The organism is Anaerosolibacter sp. (assembly GCF_029240175.1).
Taxonomy (GTDB): Bacteria; Bacillota; Clostridia; order Peptostreptococcales; family Thermotaleaceae; genus Anaerosolibacter.
In genome coordinates, this window is the sequence record NZ_JARBTM010000003.1 from 122,990 (window position 1) to 148,577 (window position 25,588).

Genomic DNA, 25,588 nt, shown 5'->3' on the forward strand with positions numbered 1-25,588 from the left:
GCGTCTATAGTTATATGGATGTAATCAATGTAGGGAAAGAAAGGTTCTAGCCATTAGCGAAAAGCGAGCGACGAGAAGCGGTTAAGGGGGATACGAAGGATGCGTCCAGATTGGGATCAATATTTCATGGAAATGGCAGAGCATGCCAAGACCCGCTCTACTTGCAGAAGAAGACAGGTAGGGGCAGTGATAGTGAAGAATAAACGAATCCTATCTACAGGCTATAACGGTGCGCCATCTGGGACACCCCATTGTCTTGATATAGGATGCATGAGAGAAAAGCTAGGCATTCCTTCGGGAGAAAGGCATGAATTATGTAGAGGTTTACATGCGGAGCAGAATGCAATTATTCAGGCTGCTTACCATGGTGTGAGTATTGAAGGGTCTACCCTTTATGCATCTTTGCAGCCCTGTGTCTTATGTGCAAAGATGGCGATCAATGCAGGGATTACTCGAATTGTTTTCAAAGGAAATTATCCGGATGCTCTTTCTATGGAAATGTTGAAAGATGCAGGTATAGAATTAATACAATTTGATAACATTTAGTGGGTAGACATTGATTTTCGTATGGCTTTCATGTACAATTACACTGTAAACTTATGTCTAATAAGGAGTGTTATTTGTGAATAAATACGTAATGGTATTTTTAATAGCTTTGGTCGTTTCTTTGGCGATGACACCATTGGCAAGAAAGTTAGCCTTTAAGATAGGGGCTATTGATGTGCCAAAGGATGATCGACGTGTACATAAAACCCCAATTCCAAGATTAGGCGGATTAGCGATCTACCTAGGATTTGTGGTCAGTGTACTATTTATGTTGCCAATGAGTAAGGCAATTGCAGGCATGCTGATTGGAGGTACCTTGATTGTGGCCATGGGGATTGTGGATGATATCAAGCCTTTATCCGCAAAAACCAAGTTAGCAGGTCAGATTGTTTGTGCCATCATCTTGGTATACAGCGGTCTCCGAATTGGTAAATTCAATATTCCTTTTATGGAAGATACGGCTATTTATTTGAGTTTTCTAAGTATACCTGTAACAATCTTTTGGATTGTGGGTATTACCAATACGGTAAACCTCATCGACGGATTGGATGGATTGGCAGCAGGCGTGTCTATGATTGCGGCTCTTTCTCTATCCTATGTAGCCCATATCAATGATCTTCACTGGATTCCTTGGGTTGTTGAAGCCAATGGAGGCTCCAGTGCTGCGATTATGACCTTGGCCATCGCTGGGGCATGTTTAGGATTTTTGCCCTATAACTTTAACCCTGCCAAAATTTTCATGGGAGATACAGGGTCTCTATTTTTAGGATATATGCTTTCTGCAATTTCTATTTATGGTGCGATCAAGGGGGCAACAGCTTTAGCCACGTTTGTACCAGTATTGGCATTAGGTCTTCCCATTTTTGATACTGCTTTTGCAATTTTAAGAAGAGCCTTGAATGGTAAACCGATTATGGAACCAGATAAGGGACATTTGCATCATAGACTGCTTTCTACAGGCATGGGACAGAAGAGAACGGTATTGGTACTGTATACGATTAGTGCTACATTGGGGCTAAGTGCAGGCTTTATGTCCAGCAGTAAGATGATCGATGCATTGGCTATTTTACTTGTGGCCAGTGGCATGATGTATATGACCATTGGTATTCCAAGATTCCAGAAACAAAAAAGTACATTGAAAGAATAATACCAGGAAGCCTATTCCTGGTTGTTTTTTAGGGAAAAGCGAATCCGCTTCTCGCTGCTAGCTACTGGCTACTCGCTAAAACCTTTTGAGTTAGTCTATGTATGTAATCTTTTTAGCATACTCTTTTGATATAGTCGTAAGTAAGACGATTAGTACTTTCTATAGGTTTGATTTTAAAAGTGAGCGGCGAGTAGCGAATAGCGAGCAGCAAAAACAGTGAGGTGTAAAATATGAAGAAAATAAAAATCATGTCCATTTTTGGGACAAGGCCCGAGGCCATTAAGATGGCACCTGTGGTGAAAGAGCTGGAGAAGCATGAGGAGATTGAATCCATTGTATGCGTCACAGCCCAGCACCGAGAAATGCTGGACCAAGTATTGGATTTGTTTGAGATCAAGCCTGATTATGATTTGAATATCATGAAGGCAGGACAAACCCTAAGTGAGATAACTTCTCGCGTGTTGTTGGGGCTTGAAGAAGTAATCAAAGAAGTAAAACCCCACATGGTGTTGGTTCATGGGGATACGACGACAACCTTTGCAGGGGCGTTAGCATCTTTTTATCAGCAGGTGAAGGTAGGGCATGTGGAAGCAGGATTACGAAGCGGGAATATCTATTCTCCTTATCCAGAGGAAGCCAACCGCATGCTGACAGGGAGATTGACCCATCTCCACTTTGCACCTACCCAAGGGAATAAAAGAAATCTTTTGTCCGAGGGAATCAAGGAAGAGAATATCGTATTGACGGGAAATACGGTTATCGATGCGCTATTGCAGGTGATTAAAGAAGATTATCATTTTGAAAATGATTTGTTAAATCAGTTGGATTATAAGAATAAGAAAGTTATTCTTATGACAGCCCATAGAAGAGAAAACCTAGGTGATCCTATGGTGAATATCTTTTCTGCCATCAGAGAAGTGGCGGAGAAGAATGAGGATATTGAAATTGTATTCCCAATCCATTTAAATCCCCAAGTGAGAAATCTAGCTGCTGAGATTTTAGGAAGTGTAAAGAACGTACATATCATAGAGCCTTTGGATTATGAACCTTTTGCGAATCTGCAAGGAAGAGCCTATATGTTGTTAACGGATTCAGGAGGCATTCAGGAAGAGGCACCTGCCCTAGGTAAGCCTGTTTTGGTCTTAAGAACAGAAACGGAGCGCCCCGAGGCAGTGGAGGCAGGGACCGTAAAAATCGCTGGCGTTGAGAAGGAAAGAATTGTAGCGCTCATGGAAGAATTGATCCACGACAAAGAAGCCTACGACCAAATGGCCAATGCTGTAAATCCCTACGGCGATGGCACCGCCGCCAAAAGGACTGTAGAGGCGATCTTAGAGTATTTTAAGGAAGAATGTTGATATTTTATGATGGGATGAAAAATGTTTCTATGTGAGATAAAATGTAGGGAGCGCCCTCTGTGGCGGTCCGTCAATGATAGGGATTCGAACCAATGGAACGGCACAGGGGCCGTTCCCTACGAATATCTAGAAAATTTATGCAAATCTATTGAAATAGCTTTTCAAAGATAATAAAATAGAAGTGTAAATTAATGACATATTCAAAGTCCGTGACACCGTAAACCGTGAACCTGACTTAAGGGGGTAACCCTATGAGAACATATAGTGATGATACAGTGTATTTTATCTCCTATGCAAAGCTGCCAGGGGAGATGCCGGCGGCTAACCTTCATAAGGTCGTGGGCGTGGGGTTGATTATTCATAAAGATACAGGTATCATTGAGGATTCTTCTTGTACTTTGATTACAGAAGAAGCTAGGAGTTTTCTAAAACAAGTTCTTGTCGGTCATAATCTTCACACAGAGGGAATCGATGCCCTGATTGAAAAGGTAAAGTATCGATTTCATGGCTTGTCTCAAAAGGCCATCTGTGTAGCCCTTAAGGCCACCTATGATCGTTATATGACTTGGCGAAATGAAATGAATATCTAAAAAAGACTGCTTTCCTTGCAGTGATTGTGCAACCCACAATGACTAAGTGAGTAAAATCCAGTACGAAACATTTAAGGGAAAACCTTAAGCTGTTTTTGTGCTGGATTTCTTATTTTGTTAGCAGTTAGCGGTTAGCAGCAAAACCAACCCTATCCAGACTACAGAGCACCTACCCCAAATACGGCTAACCGCTAACTGCTAACCAGAGATGCAAGATCTTAATGAGAAAATAGAAAACGATTGTAAAATTACAACTTAAAGGAGGTACACATCAACATGAGTCAAAACAAAGCGCCAAAGAATAATGTTTTTTATCGAAATCAGAACTGGCACTATCCAAAGATAGACCGGGGAGAGGGCATCTATCTATATGATGTAAACGGAAAGCAGTATATCGATGCATGTTCAGGTTCGGCTGTAGCCAACATTGGTCATGGAAATGAAGAAATAGCAGCCTATACTGAAGAACAGATGAAAAAGATTGCCTTTACCCATTTATCAAGATGGACCGTGGATACCATTGAAGAATGTGCAGCGAAGGTAGCTGACTGGACACCGGGGGATTTGAATCATGTGTATTTTGTTTCTGGCGGCTCAGAGGCTACAGAAACAGCCATCAAGATGGCAAGACAGTACTTTATCGAAAGGGATGGAAAAGGGTCAACGAAATGGAAGGTGATTTCAAAATGGCATGCTTTCCATGGCAATACCATGGGTGCCCTTTCCATGACAGGCATCCCTGAAAGAAGAAGAATCTACGAACCTATGCTGCTGGATTTCCCAAAGATTCCACAGTTTTATCATTATCGAAATCCCTGGGGATGTGAAACCCTAGAGGAGACCAGTGTAAAAGCTGCGGAGGCACTTGAGGCTGAGATATTAAAACAAGGCGCAGAAAAAATTGCAGCCTTTATCACAGAGCCAGTAGTAGGGGCAGCTTGCCCAGGAATTCATTCAACCAAGATATACTTTGAAATGGTACGAGAAATCTGCGATCAATATGACATACTGCTGATTGTAGATGAGGTAATGGCTGGTTTTGGAAGGACTGGAAAAAAGTTTGGTGTAAATCATTATGGTATAGTGCCGGACATCATTACTGCTGCTAAGGGAATGAGCTGTGGCTATACACCGATTGGGGCTGCCATCGCCTCCCAAAAGGTGTTCAATAGGATTATGGTAGAAGGCTCGGGCCAATTTATCCATGGGCATACCTATGCAGGGAATCCTTTGTCTTGTGGCATTGCAGCTAAGGTAATAGAAATACTGGAGCGGGATCATGTGGTGAAAAACGCAGAGCTCCAAGGAGAATACCTCTTAGAGAAGCTTCGTAGTTTGTATCAGTATCCAATCATAGGGGACATCCGGGGCAAAGGCTTGATGATAGGTATAGAGCTAGTCAAAAATCAGAAGACAAAAGAACCTTTTGAAGCCCAGCAGAATGTCAGAGGAAAGCTCACGGTAAACTGTATGGAGGAAGGTATCGTCCCATATCCAGGCGGCGGTGCTGTAGATGGTACCCACGGAGATCACATTCTCATCGCCCCACCACTAAACATCACCAAAGAACAGGTTGACGAGTTGTTTGAAGGGTTAGAGAGAGGGATTAGAAGAACGATTAGGGATATAGGTTAAGGTTGAGGCTAAGGTTAAGTTTAAGAGCGAGACCAGGGCAAAACCCTTTGCGGGTGGACATTAATTTGTAATAGGTTTTTAAAAAGCGAATAGCCAGCAGCGAGTAGCGAGAGGCGAAAATAACTCCGTGACACCACGTACCGTGTACCGCGCACCGAAGTTTTCATATCAAAAAGGGGGAATTAATCCATGGATAAACTAATAATAACCATCGCACCCACAGGGAATGTGCCGACGAAGGCAATGAATCCCAGTGTACCTATAACAGTGGATGAAATCGTAAAGGATATAAAGGCATGTCACGAAAGAGGGGCAGCTGTTGCCCACATCCATGTGAGGGATGCACAAGGGCAGCCTACCAGTGATAGAACATTGTTCAAGGAAGTGCTGGATCGGCTGGATCAGGAAAGGGTGGATATAATCAAGCAAGTATCCACTGGAGCCAGAGGTGGAGATAACACCGTGGCGTGGAGAGGCCAAATGCTGGATCTCAATGCTCATATGGCAAGTTTGTCTACGGGGTCATCGAACTTTCCCAGTGCTGTAAATGCTAACGCACCAGATCTAATCAATGCTTTGGCTGTCAAGATGTATGCCCATGGAATCAAGCCCGAGATTGAAGCCTTCGATGTAGCAATGATCTCCAATGCAAAACAACTTCTGAAGAAAGGCGTATTGAAAGGACCCTTGCATTTCAACCTGGTAATGAATGTACCTGGATCGATTGAAGGAACAACCAAAAACCTCCTTTTCATGGTGGAGAGCCTGCCACAGGGTTCTACTTGGACAGTGTCTGGCATTGGGCGATCCCAAGTCACCATGCTGACCATGGCGATCCTCATGGGTGGTCACGTGAGAACGGGATTAGAGGATGTATTAGAACTGGAAAGAGGGATTCCAGCCACTAACCCATTATTGGTGGAGCGTATCATTAAGATTGCCAAGGCAGTGGGACGAGAAATCGCATCGGTGGAGGAAGCGAAGAGGATTTTGGGGATCATGTAAGGGCTGTTGGCTACTCGCTGCTCGCCACTGGCCTCTCGCTTAAAATCTTACAGAACATCCCAGAAGTCTTTAGCTAGTAGCCAGTAGCGAAAAGCTAGGAGCGGATTGAATAATTCCACATAATGGTGAAATACTAAACACAGTCATTGCAAGGAACAATGACTGTGCTTGGTATTTTTTAAATTTACGTAATAGAAAAGAAGGAAATTTGAAAAAAAAGTCGAAATTTCTATAGGTGTGTTCTGATAAAATCGTTAATTTATTATCAAAAAAATCTTCATAAATATTCGTAATTGGTTGTATATTTAGATAGTAATGCTATAATGAGAAAGAAGGGAATTCTCATGGAAAATAAAAATTTGAACTTCCTAAAAAACCTTTCTCTTTTAACATATATAGGATTGGCAATGTCGATCCCTATTTTCACGGGTGTATATATAGGCAATAAAATGGATCAGTACGCTAGTACGGGAAACCGTTTCCTGATTATTTGTACCATTGCTGGTGTTGGTGCTTCCTTTGTCAGTGTATACAAAATTGTCATGAATTCCATTCAAAAGAAATAAATATAGAGTTATAACCCTACAGAAGGAAGTGCTTCGAGCTTATGCTAGGATATACATGGGACATACAGGTAAAGATTGTTAAGTACACACTTATCATCATGATATTGATTGCTGCTGCTGCTTTTATGTCTTTCCAAGAGCCGAGGCCTTTTATTTATGCTTTGATTTTTGGCACGCTGATCAGCATATTGAACTTTAGAAATCTGGCGTTAACCTTGGAAAAGGCGGTAACCATGAATCCAGGGCATGCCCAGGTGTATACAAGTTCTAAATACTTTATTCGTTTTTTCATCAATGCAGTGGTGATCTTTGTTTGTATCAAAGCGAATTATTTAAATGTATTGGGGGCAGTACTAGGTTTGTTCACCATTAAGTTTGTCATTATTGGTACAAACCTATTTACTATATTATTTTCAAAAAGAATCTTTAAAAGAAAGGAGGAAGAATAGTGGAAGGAGGATTTGGCCCAAGAGTCATATTTGAGTTGCCAGGAGGCATTCCGGTTACGGAAACTGTAACTACTACTTGGATCATTATGGCGGTCCTAACCATTTTTGCACTTGTTGCAACTAGACGGTTTGACAAAGTGCCCAAGGGACTACAAAATGTGATCGAACTATTAGTAGACATGGTATACAAACTCACTGCTCAGACCATGGGAGAAGACAAAAAGGCATTTGCACCTTATATCGGTACTATGATGATGTACCTCATATGCGCAAACCTTGCAGGCTTGTTTGGTTTTAGACCACCGACAGCCGATGTAAACACCACCATGGCCTTGGCCCTATTAACATTTTTCATGATCCATTTCTTCGGTATGAAGCGAAAAGGAGTTGGCACTTATTTAAAGGGTTTCTTACAACCTTTCCCGGTAATGCTCCCACTGAACATTATTGGTGAACTTGCAACGCCTATTTCACTATCATTCCGTCTCTTCGGTAACATTGTTGGAGGGCTTATCATCATGAACTTGCTTTATGGTGCCCTAGGAGGCCTAAGTACAAACTTAGGAATCTCAATTCCTGTTTTACAAACCGGAATTCCAGCGGTGTTACACTTGTACTTTGACGTGTTTGCAGGTGTTTTACAATCCTTTATTTTCGCCATGCTGACGATGGTATTCGTTTCAGGGGCAATGGATTAGTAAATTCTGCAAGAAGGAGGATGCAATAAGCTAAAGGGGGACAAATGAATATGGAAGACGCCAACTTTATTGTAAAGTTCCTTGATTGGCTGATGACATTTGACCGTAAAGCTCTGATCCTTGCAGCTTCGGCAATCGGTGCTGGAATGGCTATGATTGCTGGGATCGGACCAGGGATAGGTCAAGGATATGCAGCCGGAAAAGGGGCAGAGGCAGTGAGCATTAATCCAAAGGCTTCAAAACAAGCCACTCTGGTAATGCTATTAGGAGCTGCCGTTGCAGAGACTTCGGGTATATTGGCACTAGTTGTTTCATTAATTCTACTGTTTGGTAATCCTATTGTTACGCAGGAGGGTGCAGTAATCATCCTTGTTGCATCGGCATTAGGTGCTGGAATTTCCATGATTGCAGGAATAGGACCTGGTATAGGCCAGGGTTATGCTGCTGGTAAGGGTACGGAGGCTACCGGAAGAAGGCCTGAGTATCAATCCAACATCATAAGAGCCATGTTCCTTGGTCAAGCAGTAGCGCAAACAACTGGTATCTATGCTCTAATAATATCTTTGGTTCTCATGTTCGCAAATCCATTAGTGAAATTATTATAAATATAATGGAGGAACGGCGGTTTTTCAAAATAAAACCCTGTTCTATATGTGAAACATGCAGTGATGCATAATGACAATCATAGATTGGTATGCTAAAAAAAGAATTTATTGGAAAAAGAAAACTGTTGAATAGTAAAAGGAGGAAAATTATTATGGAACCAATTACAGGAAAAGCGTTAATATTAGCATGTTCAGCTATCGGAGCTGGTTTGGCAATGATCGCAGGTATCGGACCTGGTATCGGTCAGGGATACGCAGCAGGTAAAGGTGCTGAAGGGGTAGGAAGACAGCCAGAAGCACAGGGTGATATCGTAAGAACTATGTTACTTGGAGCTGCCGTAGCAGAGACAACAGGTATTTACGGATTGATCATAGCATTAATTCTTCTATTCGCAAATCCATTAGTAGGACTTCTATAATTCGATAGAAGAGGTGGAGATGGTAAAGCCCATCTCCTGCTCATGATTATCCCTTGGGAAAGGAGGCAGTATCCAGATGGAATTAAAAGCAGGATTAGTAGAAATAAGCTGGACCTTAGTGTTTCAGCTGGCAAATACACTTATACTATTTTTGATATTAAGAAAATTATTGTTTAAGCCTGTTTCAGAAATGATGGCAGGCAGACAAAATGCTATCGTTGAATCGATCAAAGAGGCAGAAGACAAAAATGCGGAAGCAGAGCAACTAAAGCTGGAGTACCAAAGAAGACTTGAGGGTGCCCAAGCAGAGGGAAGAGAACTCATCAAGGATGCTTCCAAAAGAGCTGAGACCAGGGCCGATGAAATTGTAGCCCAAGCCCAGCAAGAAGCAATGAAAATAAAGGACAGAGCCGAAGCAGATATCCAAAGAGAAAAGCAAAAGGCTGCGAACATGATGAAGGAAGAGTTGGCTGCCCTAGCAGTGATGGCTGCTGGTAAAATTATAGGTAAGGATCTTGATGAGAAGGGACATGACAAGCTCATCAAAGACTTTATCGATGAGGTAGGGGAAACAACATGGTCGAATTAGTTGCAAAAACCTATGCAGGGGCTTTGTTTAGTGTTGCCCTGGAGCTGAACCAGTTGAATCAGTACGGGGAAGAGTTAGACTTTGTCATGGAAAGCTTTAAAAATCATACTGATTTTTACGAACTCTACAAAACACCAAGGATCAGCAGTGATGAAAAAAAGCAGATTATAGAAGCTGTTTTCCAAGGAAAGCTGAGCGCCGAAATCATGAATTTCTTAAAAATTCTTTCTGACAAGAGAAGAACCAACGCCTTTGAGGCGATTGTAAAGGGCTATCACAAGCTGGCCAATGAGCACCAAAATATACTGGAAGCTGTGGCCGTTACAACGGTGCCATTGAAGAATGAAGATAAGACTGCGCTGGAAATGAAGCTTTCGAAGATGACAGGCAAGAAGATTAGCCTTAGAAATGAAATGGATCCAACCATCATCGGCGGAATGCTGATCAGAATGGGCGATAAGGTAATAGATGGCACAGTGCAGGGTCGTCTAAGCAAAATGAAGGAAAGCCTTGCGCAAATAATAGTTTAGGTGATAGGGGTGAAAGACAATGAATCTCAGACCTGAAGAAATCAGCTCTATTATTAAAGAGCAGATTAAGAGATATGAGAATAAACTTCAAGTTACAGATATCGGTACGGTCATCCAGGTAGGTGACGGTATCGCCAGAATACATGGATTAGAAAAGTGTATGGCCGGAGAATTATTGGAATTCCCAGGCGGTGTATACGGAATGACACTAAACCTTGAAGAAGACAACGTTGGATGCGTACTTTTAGGATCTGATGACAACATCAAGGAAGGTGACATTGTAAAGCGTACAGAAAGAATTGTGGAAGTACCTGTAGGCGATGCATTGATTGGACGTGTTGTAAATTCATTAGGTCAGCCTATCGACGGAAAAGGTCCCATCAAATCAGATAAATATAGACCAATCGAAGCCAATGCACCGGGTGTAATCGATAGAAAGTCAGTACACCAGCCGCTTCAAACAGGTATCAAGGCTATCGATGCCATGATTCCAATCGGTAGAGGTCAGAGAGAGCTGATCATCGGAGATAGACAAACAGGTAAAACAGCCATTGCTATCGATACAATCTTAAACCAAAAGACAGAGAATGTAATCTGTATCTATGTGGCTATCGGACAAAAGAAGTCCACGGTTGCTGGTATCATGAAGACCCTAGAAGATAGAGGTGCCATGGATTATACCATCATCGTTTCTGCCACAGCCAGTGAGTTGGCACCGCTGCAGTACATCGCACCATATGCGGGTGTTGCCATGGCCGAAGAGTTCATGTATCAAGGCAAGGATGTACTCATCATCTATGATGACCTATCCAAGCATGCCGTGGCATATCGTGCCATGTCTCTGTTACTTCGTCGTCCACCGGGACGTGAAGCCTATCCAGGAGATGTATTCTACCTTCACAGTAGACTATTGGAGCGTGCAGCAAAGCTGAGTGACGCCCTAGGCGGGGGTTCCATTACAGCGCTGCCATTGATTGAAACCCAGGCAGGGGACGTATCTGCATACATCCCGACAAACGTAATCTCCATTACCGATGGACAGATATTCCTAGAGACGGAATTGTTCTTTGCGGGTCAGCGTCCAGCGGTGAATGCGGGTATCTCTGTATCCCGTGTTGGTGGAGATGCTCAGATCAAGGCGATGAAAAAGGTTGCAGGTAAAATCAAGCTTGAATTGGCTCAATATAGAGAATTGGCAGCATTTGCCCAGTTCGGTTCAGAACTAGACAAGGATACCCAAGAAAGATTGGCCCAAGGGGAAAGAATTCTTGAAATCCTAAAGCAGCCACAGTATGCTCCTGTAAAAGTAGAGCATCAAGTAATGGTTATCTATGCAGTAATTAACAAATACTTGGCAGATATTCCTGTGGTAGCTGTAAAGCGATTTGAAGAAGAATTCTTAAACTTTATGGATGGCAAATATGCAGAAATTGGTGCTTCCATCAAGAGCACAGGCGTAATGTCTGACGAAATGGAAGCCAAACTAAAAACTGCAATCGAAGAATTCAAAGGACAATTCAAGTTGGAGATATAGGAAGACACGGTGTCTCGGTACATGGTGCAAGTGCTCGGTACACGGTACACGGTGCGCGGTGTCACGGCAACAACTAATTCTTGAATACGACCCAGTGTATTATAGATGCTAGGCTTACTGGGTTCAAAACGACCGCTTAGGGTATGGCGAGAGGTCTTGGTTTTACGGTTTTAACGGACACCGCGAACCGGACACCGCGTACCTGCCTTTAAGCATGGAGGTGAGCAACGAAGTGGCAGGAATGGGAATGCGCGATATAAAGCGTAGAATCAAAAGTGTAAACAGCACAAAACAAATTACAAAGGCAATGGAGATGGTTTCTTCTGCAAAGCTTAGGCGTGCCCGGGAGCGAGTAGAGAAGACCAGACCCTATTTCGATACAATCAAAGCCACGGTACAGGATATTTTCTCCAGTTCCGGAGGTGTCAAACATCCTTATGTCAGTCAGCGAGAGATAAAAAAGACATGTTATATCGTCATTACTGCTGATAGAGGCCTTGCAGGAGGCTACAATACCAATGCGATCAAGGCAGCTGTATCTCATATGCAGGAAAAAGAGGCTGTGTCAGTGATTACAGTTGGCAAGAAGGCAAGGAGTTACTTCAAAAAAAGAAGCTATGATTTCGATGGAGAATTTGTACAAATCTCAGAAAATCCTAGTTATTCAGACGCCAAGCAAATTGGCAGCTTAATCATGCAGCTATATGAAAAGGGCATGATTGATGAAGTAAATCTGGTATATACACAGTTTGTAAGTACAATTTCTCAAAAGCCTGAAGTGATCAGACTACTTCCTCTAGCTGGTGAGAAAAAGGAAAAGGATGCAAATAAGAAGTTTGAATACGTATCCTATGAACCCTCTCCAGAAGAGGTGTTGGATTATTTGATTCCAAAGTATATCGAGAGTACGATCTATGGTGCTTTGGTGGAATCTGCAGCATCCTATCAAGGTGCTACAAAGGTAGCCATGGAAAATGCTACGAATAGTGCGGAAGATATGATTGGTAACTTGACATTAAGCTATAACAGAGCGCGTCAAGCGGCCATCACCCAAGAGATCGCTGAAATTGTAGGCGGCGCAGAAGCCTTAAAATAGCGCAGTGATCAGCAAAACGAAAGGATGTGAAAGCGAATGGCGCAGAATATCGGAAAAGTGGCCCAAATCATTGGTCCGGTTTTGGATATAAAATTTAGCTCAGATAATCTTCCAAGGCTGCAAAATGCAATCGAAGTAACGGCTGGTGAAAGAAAAATAGTTGCAGAAGTTGCTCAGCACATTGGAGATGATACGGTTCGATGCATCTCCATGTCCTCAACAGACGGATTGGTTCGAGGAATGGATGCAGTAGATACAGGTGCTGCCATCTCTGTTCCTGTAGGTAAGGCTACCCTAGGTAGATTGTTTAACGTATTAGGAGAACCTATCGATCAAAAAGGTGCTGTTCCTACAAAGGAAACGTCACCAATTCATAGACCAGCTCCTGCATTCGAAGATCAAGAGACATCTACGCAAATCTTTGAAACAGGTATCAAAGTTATCGACTTGATCGCACCTTACGCAAAGGGTGGTAAAGTAGGTTTGTTCGGTGGTGCCGGCGTAGGAAAAACCGTATTGATTCAGGAGTTAATCAACAACATCGCAAAAGAGCACGGTGGATTATCTGTATTTGCGGGTGTTGGTGAGAGAACGAGAGAAGGTAACGACCTTTATCATGAAATGATCGATTCAGGCGTTATTGACAAAACAACCATGGTATTCGGACAGATGAATGAGCCGCCGGGAGCGAGAATGCGTGTGGCCCTTTCAGGACTTACGATGGCAGAATATTTCAGAGACAAAGAAGGACAGGACGTACTTCTGTTCATTGATAATATCTTTAGATTTACCCAAGCGGGTTCAGAGGTATCGGCGCTGTTAGGACGTATGCCAAGTGCCGTTGGTTATCAGCCTACATTGGCAACGGAGATGGGTGCTTTACAGGAGAGAATCACTTCTACCAAGAAGGGATCTATCACATCTGTACAGGCAGTTTATGTGCCAGCCGATGACTTAACTGACCCTGCTCCAGCTACAACCTTTGCTCACTTGGATGCAACAACAGTACTTTCCAGAGCGATTTCTGAGCTAGGTATCTATCCAGCGGTAGACCCACTGGATTCAACATCTAGAATCCTAGATCCTAACATTGTTGGGGAAGAGCACTATAGAGTTGCCCGTGATGTACAGGAAGTACTTCAGAGATATAAGGAATTACAAGATATCATTGCCATCCTAGGTATGGATGAGTTATCTGATGAGGATAAGTTGACTGTTTCCCGCGCAAGAAAGATGCAAAGATTCTTGTCTCAGCCTTTCCACGTGGCAGAGCAGTTTACAGGCTCGCCAGGTAAGTATGTTCCATTAAAGGAAACAATCAGAGGATTTAAAGAAATCCTTGAAGGCAAGCATGATGATATACCAGAATCAGCTTTCTTATATGCTGGTACTATTGATGAAGTAGTAGATAGAGCGAAGAAAGAAAGCTAATGGAGGTGGAGACATGGCTTCAGCCTTTCAACTGGAAATTGTAACCCCAGATAGAAAGTTTTACGAGGATGACGTAGATATGGTAGTCGTGAGAACGACTGCGGGTGATCTAGGAATCCTGAAAAACCATATGTCTCTTGTGAGTCCCTTGGCTGTAGGCACTATCAAGATAAAGAAAAATGGTGAGCAGTTAGAGGCGACTTGTGCTGGTGGTTTTGTCCAAGTTAGACAGGACAAGACAACGATCATCACCGACTCTGCTGAGTGGCCAGAAGAGATTGATGTGGAAAGAGCAAAAAAAGCTGCAGAAAGAGCAGAAGATAGACTGAAGATGAAATCATCTGAACTTGATATGATCCGTGCCCAAGCAGCATTGGAGCGTGCCCTCAACAGATTGAGAGTGGCAAGAAGAGATTAGATTTTAAACCCTCGAACAGGAATGTGTTCGAGGGTTTATTTTTTATTTTTACCACACTTGAGCAGCTAACTTTTGTAAAATCATAGAATGATATGTCGGAATATTTAATAAAAATGTTTGAACCAAAGTTTAGTAGGTATAATATGAATAACCAACAATCATTATTAAATAAATATCTTTCCAATATGCAAATAGCAAACCATCCGAAAGGATGGGACGCAAAGCCAGGTATCTAAGGTATATCCTAGATGTACTAAGATCGACCGACTGCCATGCAAATGATGGCAGTCGGTCGTTGTTTTTTACATATAAAATTTTAAAAATAATCGAAAGAGGTGAGATTATGAAAGGGTTCAGAAACAAAGCATCGATGTACATGATTATTATTGCACTTGTAACCTTCTATGCTACGCCAAACATGAATACAATAGCTTTCGCAGAAGCAATAGAGGACTTTGAACAAGGGGACGAGACATTAAAGACAGTCATAGAAGAAGTGTATTTGCTTGAGGATACAGTGCCCGAATCAGGAAATGGCATCATACCTACTGAAATCGAAGGTAATGACCCAGCTATTTCAGGTTATGAAAAGTACAAAATTGATCCACCTAGTGATGGAACATATACATCAGGAGATTTTGAAGTAATCGTAGATTTTTATGATGGTGATATCTTCGCAAGTTTTGAATCAAATATGGATGTTAAATATGTATTTGTAAAGGGAGGAAACGGAGGATATCTATACGAATATGAGCCAGGTACTACAGCAGATAGTGACCTAAGGGCACCAGGCGTAGGAAAAAAAGATAACCAACCAGAAATCAGTCATATATCCTTCTATTATGAAATCGTAACAGACCCAGACCCTGATCCAGACCCAGACCCAGACCCAGACCCAGATCCAGACCCAGACCCAGACCCTGATCCAGACCCTGATCCAGACCCAGACCCAGATCCAGACCCAGATCCAGACCCAGACCCAGACCCAGATCCAGATCCAGACCCAGATCCAGACCCAGATCCAGACCCAGACCCAGACCCAGACCCAGATCCAGATCCAGACCCAGATCCAGATCCCGATCCAGACCCAGATCCAGACCCTGACCCAGATCCAGACCCAGATCCAGATCCAGACCCAGATCCAGACCCTGACCCAGATCCAGACCCAGATCCAGATCCAGACCCAGATCCAGATCCAGATCCAGACCCAGACCCAGATCCAATTGATCCACCCGATGATGATGACGATGATGACGATATAGTAGATATTATCGATGAAGAAATTCCATTGGCTCCAGTGGATATAGATACCATAGAAACAAATCAGATTCCTGAAGCTACAACAGAGGTCATCGAAGAAACACCTATCGATATTGTCGATGAAGAAATACCATTAGGTATTGCTTCACTACCTAAAACAGGAGAACTACCCCCAGAATTATTCTATGGATTAGGCGGATTGATTACCTTAACAGGAGTTATAAGTAGAAAGAAAACAAAAAATAAGTAGGACAAAAATTAAGAGTTGAAGGAACGATCCTTCAACTCTTATATTATTTATCTGAAAAAATGAATAAGTCAAATGATTCTGATAAAAATAATTGACGAGAAAAAGTGTATATGGTAACATGTACATATATATCTAAATATTACCAATGATAAAGGCAAACCATCTGAAAGGGTGGGACGCAAAGTAAGGTATCTAAAGCATATCCTTGTATGCTATGATTGACCAACTGCCATGAAATAAAAGTTATGGCAGTTTTTTTATTTATCAAAAACATATGTAAAAAATGAAAATCGGTATAAAAGAGAAAAGGGAAGAGGGGAAAGAATGAAGAGGTTTGTAAGAAGTTCATGTCGATATCTTTGTGTTGGTTTGATGGCAACAGCGATTGCTGTGCCAAGCACAACGATTTTATCCTCAGCTGAGGTTGGACAAACCTATCTGATAGATGGGGAAAGTATTGGGAATTATAGCCTGTTGTATTATGCATTGGGACAAGGAAATGATAAGGACAAAGCAACAAAAGAGAATAAGTCAAATGCAAATGAGAATGCACCTGGACAGAATGGTGAAGCACTTCCACCGGGGCACATAGGAAATACGCCTCCAGGACATGTTGATAAAGACAACCATGGACATAATAACCAAGACACTCGGCATGGGGATGATTTAGCACCAGGTCATAGAGTGGGTGATCAAACCGATGGAGGAGGCGACCAACCTGGCGGAGGAAACGAGCAACCTGGCGGAGGAGGCGAGCAACCTGGCGGAGGAAACGAGCAACCTGGCGGAGGAAACGAGCAACCTGGCGGAGGAAACGAGCAACCTGGCGGAGGAAATGAGCAACCCGGCGGAGGAAACGAGCAACCTGGCGGAGGAAATGAGCAACCTGGTGGAGGAAATGAGCAACCCGGCGGAGGAAACGAGCAACCTGGCGGAGGAAATGAGCAACCCGGCGGAGGAAATGAGCAACCTGGCGGAGGAAATGAGCAACCTGGCGGAGGAAACGAGCAACCCGGCGGAGGAAATGAGCAACCTGGCGGAGGAAATGAGCAACCTGGCGGAGGAAATGAGCAGCCTGGCGGAGGAAATGAGCAACCTAGCGGAGGCGATATAGGAACCAACCTGGAAGTTATCATGGATGAAGCAATTCCGCAGGGCCCAGTAAATCTCATACCAGTAGAAAATCCACCAGCACAAGGAGAAATGACTACCTTGTTAGATGAAGAAATACCTCTGGGTATTGCAGCCCTTCCGAAGACCGGAGAGCTACCACCAGAAATGTTCTACGGACTGGGAAGTATCCTGACAACAGTTGGTGTTATGATTGGAAGAAAAAAGAAATAATGTATGATATAATAAAGCTGAGGGAATAATCTCTCGGCTTTATTTTTGGTATTTTACTTTAGGTAGGTGATTTTGATGAAACGAATTTCTATGTTTCTCATTTTTGTTGGTATTCTTACGGCAGCTTATCCCTTGATGGATCGGTTGTATACCTGGTATTGGCAGCAAAAAGCTTTAGAAGGTTATCAGACACTGAATGACGTTTTTATTTCAGAGATAGAGAACCCCGACGGCGATGATGAAGCAAGAGAATCTGCGGTATATGTGGATGAAGATATAAATATCGATAGGAGAACCAATGAAAACAGTAATCCTGCTCCAGATAATGATGCGAGTCCATCACCCAATGAAGGAGAACAAGTTGGAAAAGAGAAAGTAACACCTATCGGGGTGATGATGATTCCAAAGATTAATCTCAAACAGCCCCTATTCTCTGGTGCCAGTCAGAAAAACCTCAAAATCGGATTAGGTCATATGGTAGAGACATCCAAAATAGGAGAAGTGGGAAATGCATCAATTGCAGGTCACCGAAGCCATACCTTTGGCAGGTTTTTCAATCGACTAGATGAGGTAGATGTAAATGATGAAATTGAAATCCTTATAGATGGGAAAACACTGAAATATATTGTCTATGAGAAAGTAATTGTAGAACCTACGGATATTTCTGTTCTGAAACGAAATAAGAAAGATAGAATACTTACACTCATTACCTGCCACCCCTTATATACCTCAACCCATCGACTAATCATTCATGCGAAAATGCCTTAGGAAGTTTTAAAGCATCTGATTGATTAGGATGATTAAGGGTAGAAATGAGTATGAAAAATAATGTTTTCAGAATATCTTGACGATTTATGTAAAGAATGGTAAGATGATGTTAAATAAATAAAGATGTATCTGTTGAGAACTTTTCAACGATAAAGGCAAACCATCCGAAAGGGTGGGACGCAAAGCCATAGGGCCTTTCAAGAAATTGAATGGCAGCCGAGCCACCGAAAGAGGAGTTTTTATTATGAAAAAAATGCTCGTTTTTATAACTGCATTTATTATATTATTTACAAACCTTGGATATGCAGCAGAGAAGACTTATGTTGCAATGTTCGATAATTCCAAAAGCAGCATGGGCGTCATCGGTGTAAACTATGGCGTAGGAGAGAAAAAGGTCAAGTTGGTTGTTGAAAAAGGACAAGCTAGATATACATACAATCTTAAAGGTGATGACCAAACAGAAAGCTTTCCTCTTCAATTAAATGATGGTAGCTATAAAGTGAGCATATTAGAAAATGTCAGCGGTAACTCCTATAAAACTGTAGCAGTGACAAATCTTGATGTAAAGATGGAGAATGAGCAAAAGGTATTTCTTAATTCCATACAGCTAATCGAATGGAACGATTCTATGAAGGCAATAGAAAAAGCAAAGGAACTGACAAAGGATATTACTACAGATGAGGAAAAGATTGCTGCAATCCATAAATATGTTGTTGAGAATGTTCGTTATGATTATGATAAGATTAAGAACTTAAACTACGATTACCTACCCAATATCGAAAACACATTTGAAACGAACCTTGGTATCTGCTATGATTATTCTTCAATGTTTGCAGGTATGCTTCGCAGTATAGACATTCCTACAAAGTTAATCAAAGGATATACAAAAAATGCACAAGGCTACCATGCATGGAATGAAGTGTATGTAAATGGAAAATGGATGATCGTTGATACAACCTATGATGCACAAATGAAAGAGAACAAGCTTAAGTATACAATCAGCAAGAACAGTACAGATTATGAAAAAACATACGAATACTAAAAATGAACCGCTCAATATGAGCGGTTTTATTTTAGTTCATTAGTAGCCACGAAAATGGGTATACTGAGGTAAGAAGATATTTCATAACAGATAGAAAGCATCAAGGAGATGATAAAATGGATGAAAAAAATCAATTGGACAGATATATAGATTTTGCATTATCAGGGATACCTGAACTCAAAACAGCCGAAAGACGAAACTGGCTGGGTGAATTCAGAGAGAAGATTGTGCTGGCACTAACCAGTGAACAAATACAACGTGATGATGCTTTGCAGCTCGTAGAGGAAAAAATGAAAGACCATAGGGTGGATGCTTTAATTGTAAAAGGGCAAGTGAATCAAGAAATTGCTGGTAAGCTTATGACGATCTGTCAGCGGACTGGAAAAGACTACCGGAGTATCAACCGCCCTGATTTAAAAGGGGATATTGCCATGGTACTGGTGAGTAATGATGCTGTGGATGAAGAGAATGTTTTGCTGGATGCTTCAGCTCTTTTATCAGATACATTTTATCATGCTAGAAGCAACAAACTGTGCAAAAAACATATGGAGGAACTAAAAAAGCAGTATCCTCAATTCGAAAATCGTTTCGAAGAAATAGGACTACTAGACAAAATGATCGGCACCAAATGCGGTGTATGTGAAGGTGGAGAGGAAGATTTGGGGCCGTTGTATTAGGCGGTGGGATAGAAACGGTGCACGGCGGGAGTGGATCGGTATACGGTGCGCGGTACGCGGTGTCACGGAGTAGCTTTCTAGACATAAATTCGCATTAACTCATAAAGAATAGATTTATATACAAGTAATGAGTAAGTATTAATACTTAGAGTTCTTTAGTTTTTTAAGTTTTTTCCGAACACCGGTCACCGAGCACCGTGTACCGTGTGTTGAAGGTTTTCCGGTCACCGCGAATCGCGTACCGAAAAAATGAGCCAATCTCTAGAGTAAGACACATTTTTAAATGAAACTGATTACGAAAATTTAAGACCTAAAAATGTATATTCCCTTTTTGTACGGTCAATACTTTTAATAACAAGGGAAGAGAGTAAGTAGAAAATATGTTTTCGTCCCCCTTTAACATATTTACTACATTTATAAAGTAGATATTTCTTTAGAATCTGAAATAGATTCCTTGAGACCGTGTACCGAGCACCGCGTACCGAAAATTAGGGAAAACTACTTAGGGGAGTTGTAGATTGTGATGGATCGTAAATTGTTAACGAGAAGGAAAACTGGTCTTTATTTATTAATTATGATGTATTTGGTACTAGTTCCTTTTTATCAGTCAAAGGCTGGGATGAAGGAGGTAGAACTAAAAGAAGTTTTAGAAGCATCGGGCGCACAACTGGTGGAGTACAATGTCAATGCCCATGTAGGTATACTTGGTGAATCCAAGGATATACAAGAGGCAGAAAGCCTATGCTGGGATTTATCCAGAAGGCTGGGTGTTAAAAAGGCAGTGATGGAGAGTAATCAATCATCAGAAAATGTACAGACCTGGGTTAATGGAAAGTATAAAGACGGACAAGATATTACAATTATGGTCCAATCGTCCCAGTCTGAAGCAGGAAAAGAAAGCAACATTATTGTTGATTTGCAGGGGAATGAAAAACTAACCTCAATCCAAGGAATAGGGAATGAATTAAAGGGTGTATTGGAGAAACATGGAGATGTGGCGTTGTCTTCCTGGATATCTGGCACCTTTCAAGGTCAGATGGCAAAAGAAGATCAAATCCATATTGCCGACAGCGTGATGGCACAGGTAGAGGCCAAAGAAATAGAAGGTATCCGAGAGAACAATATTATTAGTATCGTGGGCTACAGCAAAATGATTCCCCAGTGGATTCAATACGGAGGAAAAAAAGTTAACCTCAATATTGCCCTGAGATATAACGCTTATGAGGATAAAACCTATTTATGGATTGGGAATCCATTGATTTCTATTGCCTATTAATAATATACTACTTTTTTCCTAGAGGAAAATGAAAATAAATGTAGAAGTTTACAGAAAAAAGGTGTATATTAGAATGCGGCAGTAATAATCGAAACAAAGGAGGACCCAATGTGGCAAAAATCATTGTCGAGAAAAGCGCTCCGCTAAAGGGGACCGTAAAAGTAAGTGGAGCTAAGAATTCAGTATTGCCGATCATTGCTGCATCCCTGCTAGCTCAGGAGAATTGCGTATTAGAGGATATACCTGGGCTAAAAGATGTAGAAGTTATTTGCGATGTGTTAGGAGCTCTAGGAGCTAAAGTAAATAGCAATCATAAAGGAATTATTGAGATAAATGCATCAAAGCTTCATGATATAGAAGCACCTTATGAATTAATCAGAAAAATGAGAGCTTCATTTTTGGTAATGGGACCTTTGCTAGCTCGAAAAGGAAAAGCAAGAATCGCCCTGCCTGGTGGGTGCGCCATTGGAACAAGACCGATTGACCTTCACTTAAAAGGCTTTCAAGCCTTAGGGGCAAAAATAGAACTAGGACATGGATATGTGGAAGCATCGGCAGATCGTTTAATTGGAAGCAAAGTATATTTAGATTTCCCTAGTGTGGGAGCCACAGAGAATATCATGATGGCAGCAACCATGGCAGAAGGGACAACCATCATAGAAAATGTAGCAGAAGAACCAGAAATCGTAGATTTAGCAAACTTCTTGAACAGCATAGGGGCAAAAATCAAAGGTGCTGGTACAGATACCATCAAGATCCAAGGTGTAAAGGAATTGGGTGGATCAAGACATACCGTCATACCTGATCGAATTGAAGCAGGGACGTTCATGATTGCTGCTGCCATAACAGGTGGAGATGTAACTGTTTTAAACGCATTGCCGGATCATCTTAAACCTATTACGGCGAAATTACGGGAATGCGGCATGACCATAGATGAATTTGATGACAATATCCGTGTAAGAGCCAATGGAAAATCCTTGTCTACAGATATCAAAACACTACCATACCCTGGATTTCCAACGGATATGCAAGCACAATTCATGTCTTTGCTTACAGTAGCTCAGGGCACTAGCGTGGTTATAGAAACAGTATTTGAGAATCGTTTTATGCATGTAGATGAATTGAAGCGCATGGGCGCCAATATCAAGATAGAGGGCAGAAGTGCAGTAGTTCAAGGCGTCGATAGGTTACAAGGCGCCCAAGTAAAGGCTACAGATTTAAGGGCAGGTGCAGCTTTGATCCTTGCAGGTATGGTTGCCGACGGACCTACAGAAATCAGTGACATTTACCATGTGGACCGTGGATATGTAGAGATCGAAGAAAAGCTAAGAGCTTTGGGTGCCAAAATCCAAAGAACTGAATAAACTTGTAAAACAATAAAAATGTGTCGTTTCCTGGCACATTTTTTTATATGCCGCCAATTTCCCGGGAAATATGGAGAAAAAAGAAGAAAAGGCGGCTACTCGCTACTCGCCACTCGCTTTTCGCATAAGACGTCTAGGGTAATTCTTAAAAGTTTTTCAAAAGCTTTTAACCGAGTAGCCAGTAGCGAGCAGCGAGTAGCGAATAACTCCCTGTCATATTCTCCTCTCCCCCAACATACAATGTAAGGTCAATTTATGTTCAGCATTAAAAGGGACAAGGGGGAGGATAACATATGAGAAGTATTTTGATGCTGTTAGCAAGTGTACTGGTAACGATTATAATAATACCCATGGTATTGATATCAAGCTGCGATATCTCGGGACCTGAGATCGAAAAGGAACAAATTGTTGAGAACAGTCAGATGGTAAAGGTATATATCAACAAAACCAAAGAGATTGTTGAGATGGATTTGGAAGAGTACGTAAAAGGTGTGATATCAGGTGAGATGCCTGCGAGCTTTGAAATGGAAGCCTTAAAGGCCCAAGCGGTGGCTGCAAGAAGCTATGCTGTCTCGAGAATGCTGAAATTCAAAGATGGAGGACAGTCAGCACATCCAGGGGCAGCGTTGTGTGATGATGTCCACTGTCAAGTATGGTTATCGAAGGATAAGCTAAGGGAGGTAAAACCCAAGTATTGGATGCGGGATTACTGGCCTAAAATAGAGGAAGCCGTAGAAGAGACCCAAGGACTTATACTAACATATAAAGGTGAGCCCATCGGAGAGCCGTTGTTCCATTCGTCCAGCGGTGGAAGAACAGAAAATTCAGAAGATGTATTTGCATCAGCAGTGCCTTATCTAAGGAGTGTAGAGAGTCCCTATGAGGAAAACACACCACATTATTCCGATGTACAGGTTGTAACAGTTCAAAGCTTTATATCGAAATTTAAATCAAAATATAATGACAGTGACATCAACACATCTAATCTAAAAACTGCACTAAAAATCCTAGAACGAAGTGCAGGTGGTAGAATACTGAAAATGCAAGTGGGAAACAAAGCTGTAACAGGTAGAGAAGTTAGAGATCTATTGGGCCTCAAATCCGCCAATTTCAAAATGACCATAGACAACAAGAATATAGAAATCACTACATTCGGCAATGGACACGGCGTAGGTATGAGTCAATATGGCGCCAATGGCATGGCTTTGAATGGCTATAACTTTGAAGAGATTTTGAAGCATTACTATGTAGGAACTGAAGTGATGAAGATGAGATAGAGCGTTGGGCTACTCGCTGCTCGCCCTTCGCTTCTCGCTTAAAGGCCTTAAAATCCATAAAGAAACACAATAGATGGTTTTAGCGAGTAGCCAGTAGCGAGAGGCGAGTGGACAAAATGTGAGTAGCGAGTAGCCAAAATGTGAGCAGCCAATACCCGTCACCCACTACCCAATACCTTCCACCTTAAAATTTTCCCATCCGCCCATGTATGAATTCCTTCCAGGTGGTAACAATAGGAAATGGAGGTGTCATATATGGGTATGAAAAAATGGTTTACACAAAAAACAAATAAAAGTATATTTAACAAAAAAGAAAACGGCATTTATAAATTTCTAGATAAGGAAGGGTTTTATGTAATACTGTTTCTCTGTATTTGCATTGTAGCCACTTCAGCAGTTTGGGTAGCGAAGAGTAACATTGATCGTTTAGCGGTGGATAATTTGAACAAGCCATGGCTGCCAGAGAAAAAAGATATGTCTGATCCACCATTAAATCAGGAGGCAGCGGAGAATTCCCAGCCACCTGTCATCACGTTAGAAGAAGATCCTGAGGATACGGCTCCTGCCATGGCAGCAGAAGCGCGCAAAATAGAAAAGCCATCCGCTGAAAAGCCTGTAGAAGTGAAAAAGGCCGAGGCAAAGCCAAAGGTTGAGAGTACAGCTAAGCCAGCCCAGAGCAGCAAGGCCAGTTCTATGAAAATGCCTGTCATGGGAACGGTAGGGATGAATTATGCAACAGATACATTGGTATACTCAAAAACGCTTGATCAATATACTACCCATCATGGACTAGATATCGTTGCACCAGAGAATACCCCCGTTGTAGCAGCCCTATCAGGAGAAATAATTGAAGTAGTTACTGACTCTAGATTAGGGATAGTAGTTGCCATCGCCCACGAGGGAGATATGATCACTAGATATGCAAACCTAAGTACCAGTGAAATGGTAAAGATCGGAGATCAGATAGAAAAGGGACAAGCTATTGGGGGCGTAGGAAAAACAGCACTATTTGAAAGCATGGAAGAACCCCATTTACACTTTGAAGTCTTGGTAGATGGTATGCCTGTAGATCCAAGCAAATATTTGCCGAAGAAGTAGGGGTTAGTGGATAGTGGTTAGTAGTTAGTGGTTGAAAAATATTTCTTGTAGGGAACAGACATGTCTGTTCCGTAAGAACGGAGTTAGAATTATATGTAGATTATATACAGCAAATAGAAAACAGGGCCTAAGCCCTGTTTTGTCATTATGTACTCTTGTGTTTACTATGTTAAACGGAACTCTCGATAGCGTTATCACGGGTGACACCGCGTACCGAGCACCGTGTACCGTTCCTTTATACGCTTCTGTACTTCAATTTTGTGGCTTTTCCGCCTCTGATGTGTCTTTCCGCCTTGTTGTTATCAAGTATCCCTTTCACTTGATTTGCTACTAGAGGGTTTATCTTGGGAAGTCGTTCCGTAACATCTTTATGGACTGTACTTTTGCTTACTCCGAAAACTTTAGCTGTTTGTCGTACGGTTGCTTTCTTGTTTATTATATATTCAGCGATCTCTAGTGCCCTTTCTTCTATGTAATCTTTCACAGGTTAACCCCCTCCTTGATGATTCCTTTGTTAAATAATATGCACGAGCTATTCTCTGTAGAACAGAAAATGTCAACTTCCAGAATATACTTTAAAAAAGTTATAAAAAGAAAAAGGAATTATGTAATTTAT

The 25,588-nt window shown here is 41.8% G+C and carries 27 protein-coding genes, 1 pseudogene and 3 riboswitches; of the genes and pseudogenes, 27 read left to right on the plus strand and 1 reads right to left on the minus strand.

What is annotated here, in order from left to right; all coding sequences use genetic code 11:
- Positions 1 to 99: 99 nt before the first annotated feature.
- From K0R93_RS02690 to K0R93_RS02815, 27 genes and pseudogenes are all read left to right on the plus strand, one after another.
- Positions 100 to 546: a deoxycytidylate deaminase gene (locus K0R93_RS02690; RefSeq protein WP_300297194.1), complete on the plus strand. Its 447-nt coding sequence runs from the start codon at positions 100 to 102 to the stop codon at positions 544 to 546.
- Positions 547 to 637: 91 nt separating this feature from the next.
- Complete coding sequence (locus K0R93_RS02695) at positions 638 to 1,693, plus strand: glycosyltransferase family 4 protein (protein ID WP_442870170.1); 1,056 nt, start codon at positions 638 to 640, stop codon at positions 1,691 to 1,693.
- Positions 1,694 to 1,923: 230 nt separating this feature from the next.
- Positions 1,924 to 3,051: a non-hydrolyzing UDP-N-acetylglucosamine 2-epimerase gene (gene wecB, locus K0R93_RS02700; protein WP_300297200.1), complete on the plus strand. Its 1,128-nt coding sequence runs from the start codon at positions 1,924 to 1,926 to the stop codon at positions 3,049 to 3,051.
- 251 nt (positions 3,052 to 3,302) lie between these two features.
- Positions 3,303 to 3,641: a DUF3870 domain-containing protein gene (locus K0R93_RS02705; RefSeq protein ID WP_300297202.1), complete on the plus strand. Its 339-nt coding sequence runs from the start codon at positions 3,303 to 3,305 to the stop codon at positions 3,639 to 3,641.
- A 276-nt stretch (positions 3,642 to 3,917) separates the two neighbouring features.
- Positions 3,918 to 5,276 (plus strand): aspartate aminotransferase family protein, encoded by a 1,359-nt coding sequence (locus tag K0R93_RS02710; RefSeq protein WP_300297205.1) that lies wholly within the window; start codon positions 3,918 to 3,920, stop codon positions 5,274 to 5,276.
- Between the two features lie 189 nt (positions 5,277 to 5,465).
- Complete coding sequence (locus K0R93_RS02715; RefSeq protein WP_300297208.1) at positions 5,466 to 6,281, plus strand: 3-keto-5-aminohexanoate cleavage protein; 816 nt, start codon at positions 5,466 to 5,468, stop codon at positions 6,279 to 6,281.
- A gap of 344 nt (positions 6,282 to 6,625) precedes the next feature.
- Entirely contained in the window at positions 6,626 to 6,847 is a 222-nt protein-coding gene (locus K0R93_RS02720; protein WP_300297211.1) for an AtpZ/AtpI family protein, read from the plus strand.
- A 41-nt stretch (positions 6,848 to 6,888) separates the two neighbouring features.
- Positions 6,889 to 7,296: an ATP synthase subunit I gene (locus tag K0R93_RS02725; RefSeq protein WP_300297213.1), complete on the plus strand. Its 408-nt coding sequence runs from the start codon at positions 6,889 to 6,891 to the stop codon at positions 7,294 to 7,296.
- Positions 7,296 to 7,994 carry a F0F1 ATP synthase subunit A gene (gene atpB, locus K0R93_RS02730; RefSeq protein WP_300297215.1) on the plus strand — a complete coding sequence of 233 codons (699 nt, stop codon included), beginning with the start codon at positions 7,296 to 7,298 and terminating at the stop codon, positions 7,992 to 7,994. The genes K0R93_RS02725 and atpB overlap by 1 nt, the downstream gene beginning before the upstream one ends.
- A gap of 92 nt (positions 7,995 to 8,086) precedes the next feature.
- A pseudogene (locus K0R93_RS19250) lies at positions 8,087 to 8,338 on the plus strand (ATP synthase Fo subunit C); the annotation flags it as partial.
- 51 nt (positions 8,339 to 8,389) lie between these two features.
- A complete protein-coding gene (gene atpE, locus K0R93_RS19255; protein ID WP_442870171.1) occupies positions 8,390 to 8,599 on the plus strand; it encodes an ATP synthase F0 subunit C in 210 nt (69 codons plus the stop codon).
- Between the two features lie 152 nt (positions 8,600 to 8,751).
- The gene (atpE, locus tag K0R93_RS02740) at positions 8,752 to 9,018 is read left to right on the plus strand and encodes an ATP synthase F0 subunit C (RefSeq protein ID WP_184310881.1); all 267 of its coding nucleotides are present in this window, start codon (positions 8,752 to 8,754) and stop codon (positions 9,016 to 9,018) included.
- A gap of 76 nt (positions 9,019 to 9,094) precedes the next feature.
- Positions 9,095 to 9,607, plus strand: a complete 513-nt coding sequence (gene atpF, locus K0R93_RS02745; RefSeq protein WP_300297223.1) for a F0F1 ATP synthase subunit B — start codon at positions 9,095 to 9,097, stop codon at positions 9,605 to 9,607.
- On the plus strand, positions 9,595 to 10,137 hold the full coding sequence (locus K0R93_RS02750) for a F0F1 ATP synthase subunit delta (protein ID WP_300297226.1): 543 nt from the start codon (positions 9,595 to 9,597) through the stop codon (positions 10,135 to 10,137). The genes atpF and K0R93_RS02750 overlap by 13 nt, the downstream gene beginning before the upstream one ends.
- 19 nt (positions 10,138 to 10,156) lie before the next feature.
- Positions 10,157 to 11,671, plus strand: coding sequence for a F0F1 ATP synthase subunit alpha (atpA, locus tag K0R93_RS02755; protein ID WP_300297229.1), 1,515 nt, complete (start codon positions 10,157 to 10,159; stop codon positions 11,669 to 11,671).
- Between the two features lie 247 nt (positions 11,672 to 11,918).
- Positions 11,919 to 12,767 carry an ATP synthase F1 subunit gamma gene (atpG, locus tag K0R93_RS02760; RefSeq protein ID WP_300297231.1) on the plus strand — a complete coding sequence of 283 codons (849 nt, stop codon included), beginning with the start codon at positions 11,919 to 11,921 and terminating at the stop codon, positions 12,765 to 12,767.
- A gap of 36 nt (positions 12,768 to 12,803) precedes the next feature.
- Positions 12,804 to 14,198, plus strand: coding sequence for a F0F1 ATP synthase subunit beta (gene atpD, locus K0R93_RS02765; protein WP_300297234.1), 1,395 nt, complete (start codon positions 12,804 to 12,806; stop codon positions 14,196 to 14,198).
- A 13-nt stretch (positions 14,199 to 14,211) separates the two neighbouring features.
- Positions 14,212 to 14,616 carry a F0F1 ATP synthase subunit epsilon gene (locus K0R93_RS02770; RefSeq protein ID WP_300297236.1) on the plus strand — a complete coding sequence of 135 codons (405 nt, stop codon included), beginning with the start codon at positions 14,212 to 14,214 and terminating at the stop codon, positions 14,614 to 14,616.
- Between the two features lie 183 nt (positions 14,617 to 14,799).
- Positions 14,800 to 14,891, plus strand: a riboswitch (cyclic di-GMP riboswitch).
- Positions 14,892 to 14,959: 68 nt separating this feature from the next.
- Positions 14,960 to 16,126, plus strand: a complete 1,167-nt coding sequence (locus K0R93_RS02775; protein WP_300297239.1) for an LPXTG cell wall anchor domain-containing protein — start codon at positions 14,960 to 14,962, stop codon at positions 16,124 to 16,126.
- A gap of 143 nt (positions 16,127 to 16,269) precedes the next feature.
- A riboswitch (cyclic di-GMP riboswitch) is annotated at positions 16,270 to 16,360 on the plus strand.
- Between the two features lie 90 nt (positions 16,361 to 16,450).
- Positions 16,451 to 17,470 (plus strand): hypothetical protein, encoded by a 1,020-nt coding sequence (locus tag K0R93_RS02780; protein ID WP_300297242.1) that lies wholly within the window; start codon positions 16,451 to 16,453, stop codon positions 17,468 to 17,470.
- A gap of 75 nt (positions 17,471 to 17,545) precedes the next feature.
- Positions 17,546 to 18,238, plus strand: coding sequence for a class D sortase (locus K0R93_RS02785; protein ID WP_300297244.1), 693 nt, complete (start codon positions 17,546 to 17,548; stop codon positions 18,236 to 18,238).
- 144 nt (positions 18,239 to 18,382) lie between these two features.
- Positions 18,383 to 18,467, plus strand: a riboswitch (cyclic di-GMP riboswitch).
- Positions 18,468 to 18,482: 15 nt separating this feature from the next.
- Positions 18,483 to 19,280: a transglutaminase-like domain-containing protein gene (locus K0R93_RS02790; RefSeq protein WP_300297246.1), complete on the plus strand. Its 798-nt coding sequence runs from the start codon at positions 18,483 to 18,485 to the stop codon at positions 19,278 to 19,280.
- A 116-nt stretch (positions 19,281 to 19,396) separates the two neighbouring features.
- Positions 19,397 to 19,957 (plus strand): YueI family protein, encoded by a 561-nt coding sequence (locus tag K0R93_RS02795; protein WP_300297248.1) that lies wholly within the window; start codon positions 19,397 to 19,399, stop codon positions 19,955 to 19,957.
- A gap of 523 nt (positions 19,958 to 20,480) precedes the next feature.
- Positions 20,481 to 21,233: a YwmB family TATA-box binding protein gene (locus tag K0R93_RS02800; protein WP_300297399.1), complete on the plus strand. Its 753-nt coding sequence runs from the start codon at positions 20,481 to 20,483 to the stop codon at positions 21,231 to 21,233.
- Between the two features lie 110 nt (positions 21,234 to 21,343).
- Positions 21,344 to 22,597 carry a UDP-N-acetylglucosamine 1-carboxyvinyltransferase gene (gene murA, locus K0R93_RS02805; RefSeq protein ID WP_300297251.1) on the plus strand — a complete coding sequence of 418 codons (1,254 nt, stop codon included), beginning with the start codon at positions 21,344 to 21,346 and terminating at the stop codon, positions 22,595 to 22,597.
- 293 nt (positions 22,598 to 22,890) lie between these two features.
- Positions 22,891 to 23,874, plus strand: a complete 984-nt coding sequence (gene spoIID / locus K0R93_RS02810) for a stage II sporulation protein D (RefSeq protein WP_300297254.1) — start codon at positions 22,891 to 22,893, stop codon at positions 23,872 to 23,874.
- A 255-nt stretch (positions 23,875 to 24,129) separates the two neighbouring features.
- Positions 24,130 to 24,972 (plus strand): M23 family metallopeptidase, encoded by an 843-nt coding sequence (locus tag K0R93_RS02815; protein ID WP_300297257.1) that lies wholly within the window; start codon positions 24,130 to 24,132, stop codon positions 24,970 to 24,972.
- Positions 24,973 to 25,207: 235 nt separating this feature from the next.
- Here K0R93_RS02815 and spoIIID read toward each other — a convergent pair whose 3' ends face one another.
- Positions 25,208 to 25,456, minus strand: coding sequence for a sporulation transcriptional regulator SpoIIID (gene spoIIID, locus K0R93_RS02820; RefSeq protein WP_184310895.1), 249 nt, complete (start codon positions 25,454 to 25,456; stop codon positions 25,208 to 25,210).
- Positions 25,457 to 25,588 lie beyond the last annotated feature (132 nt).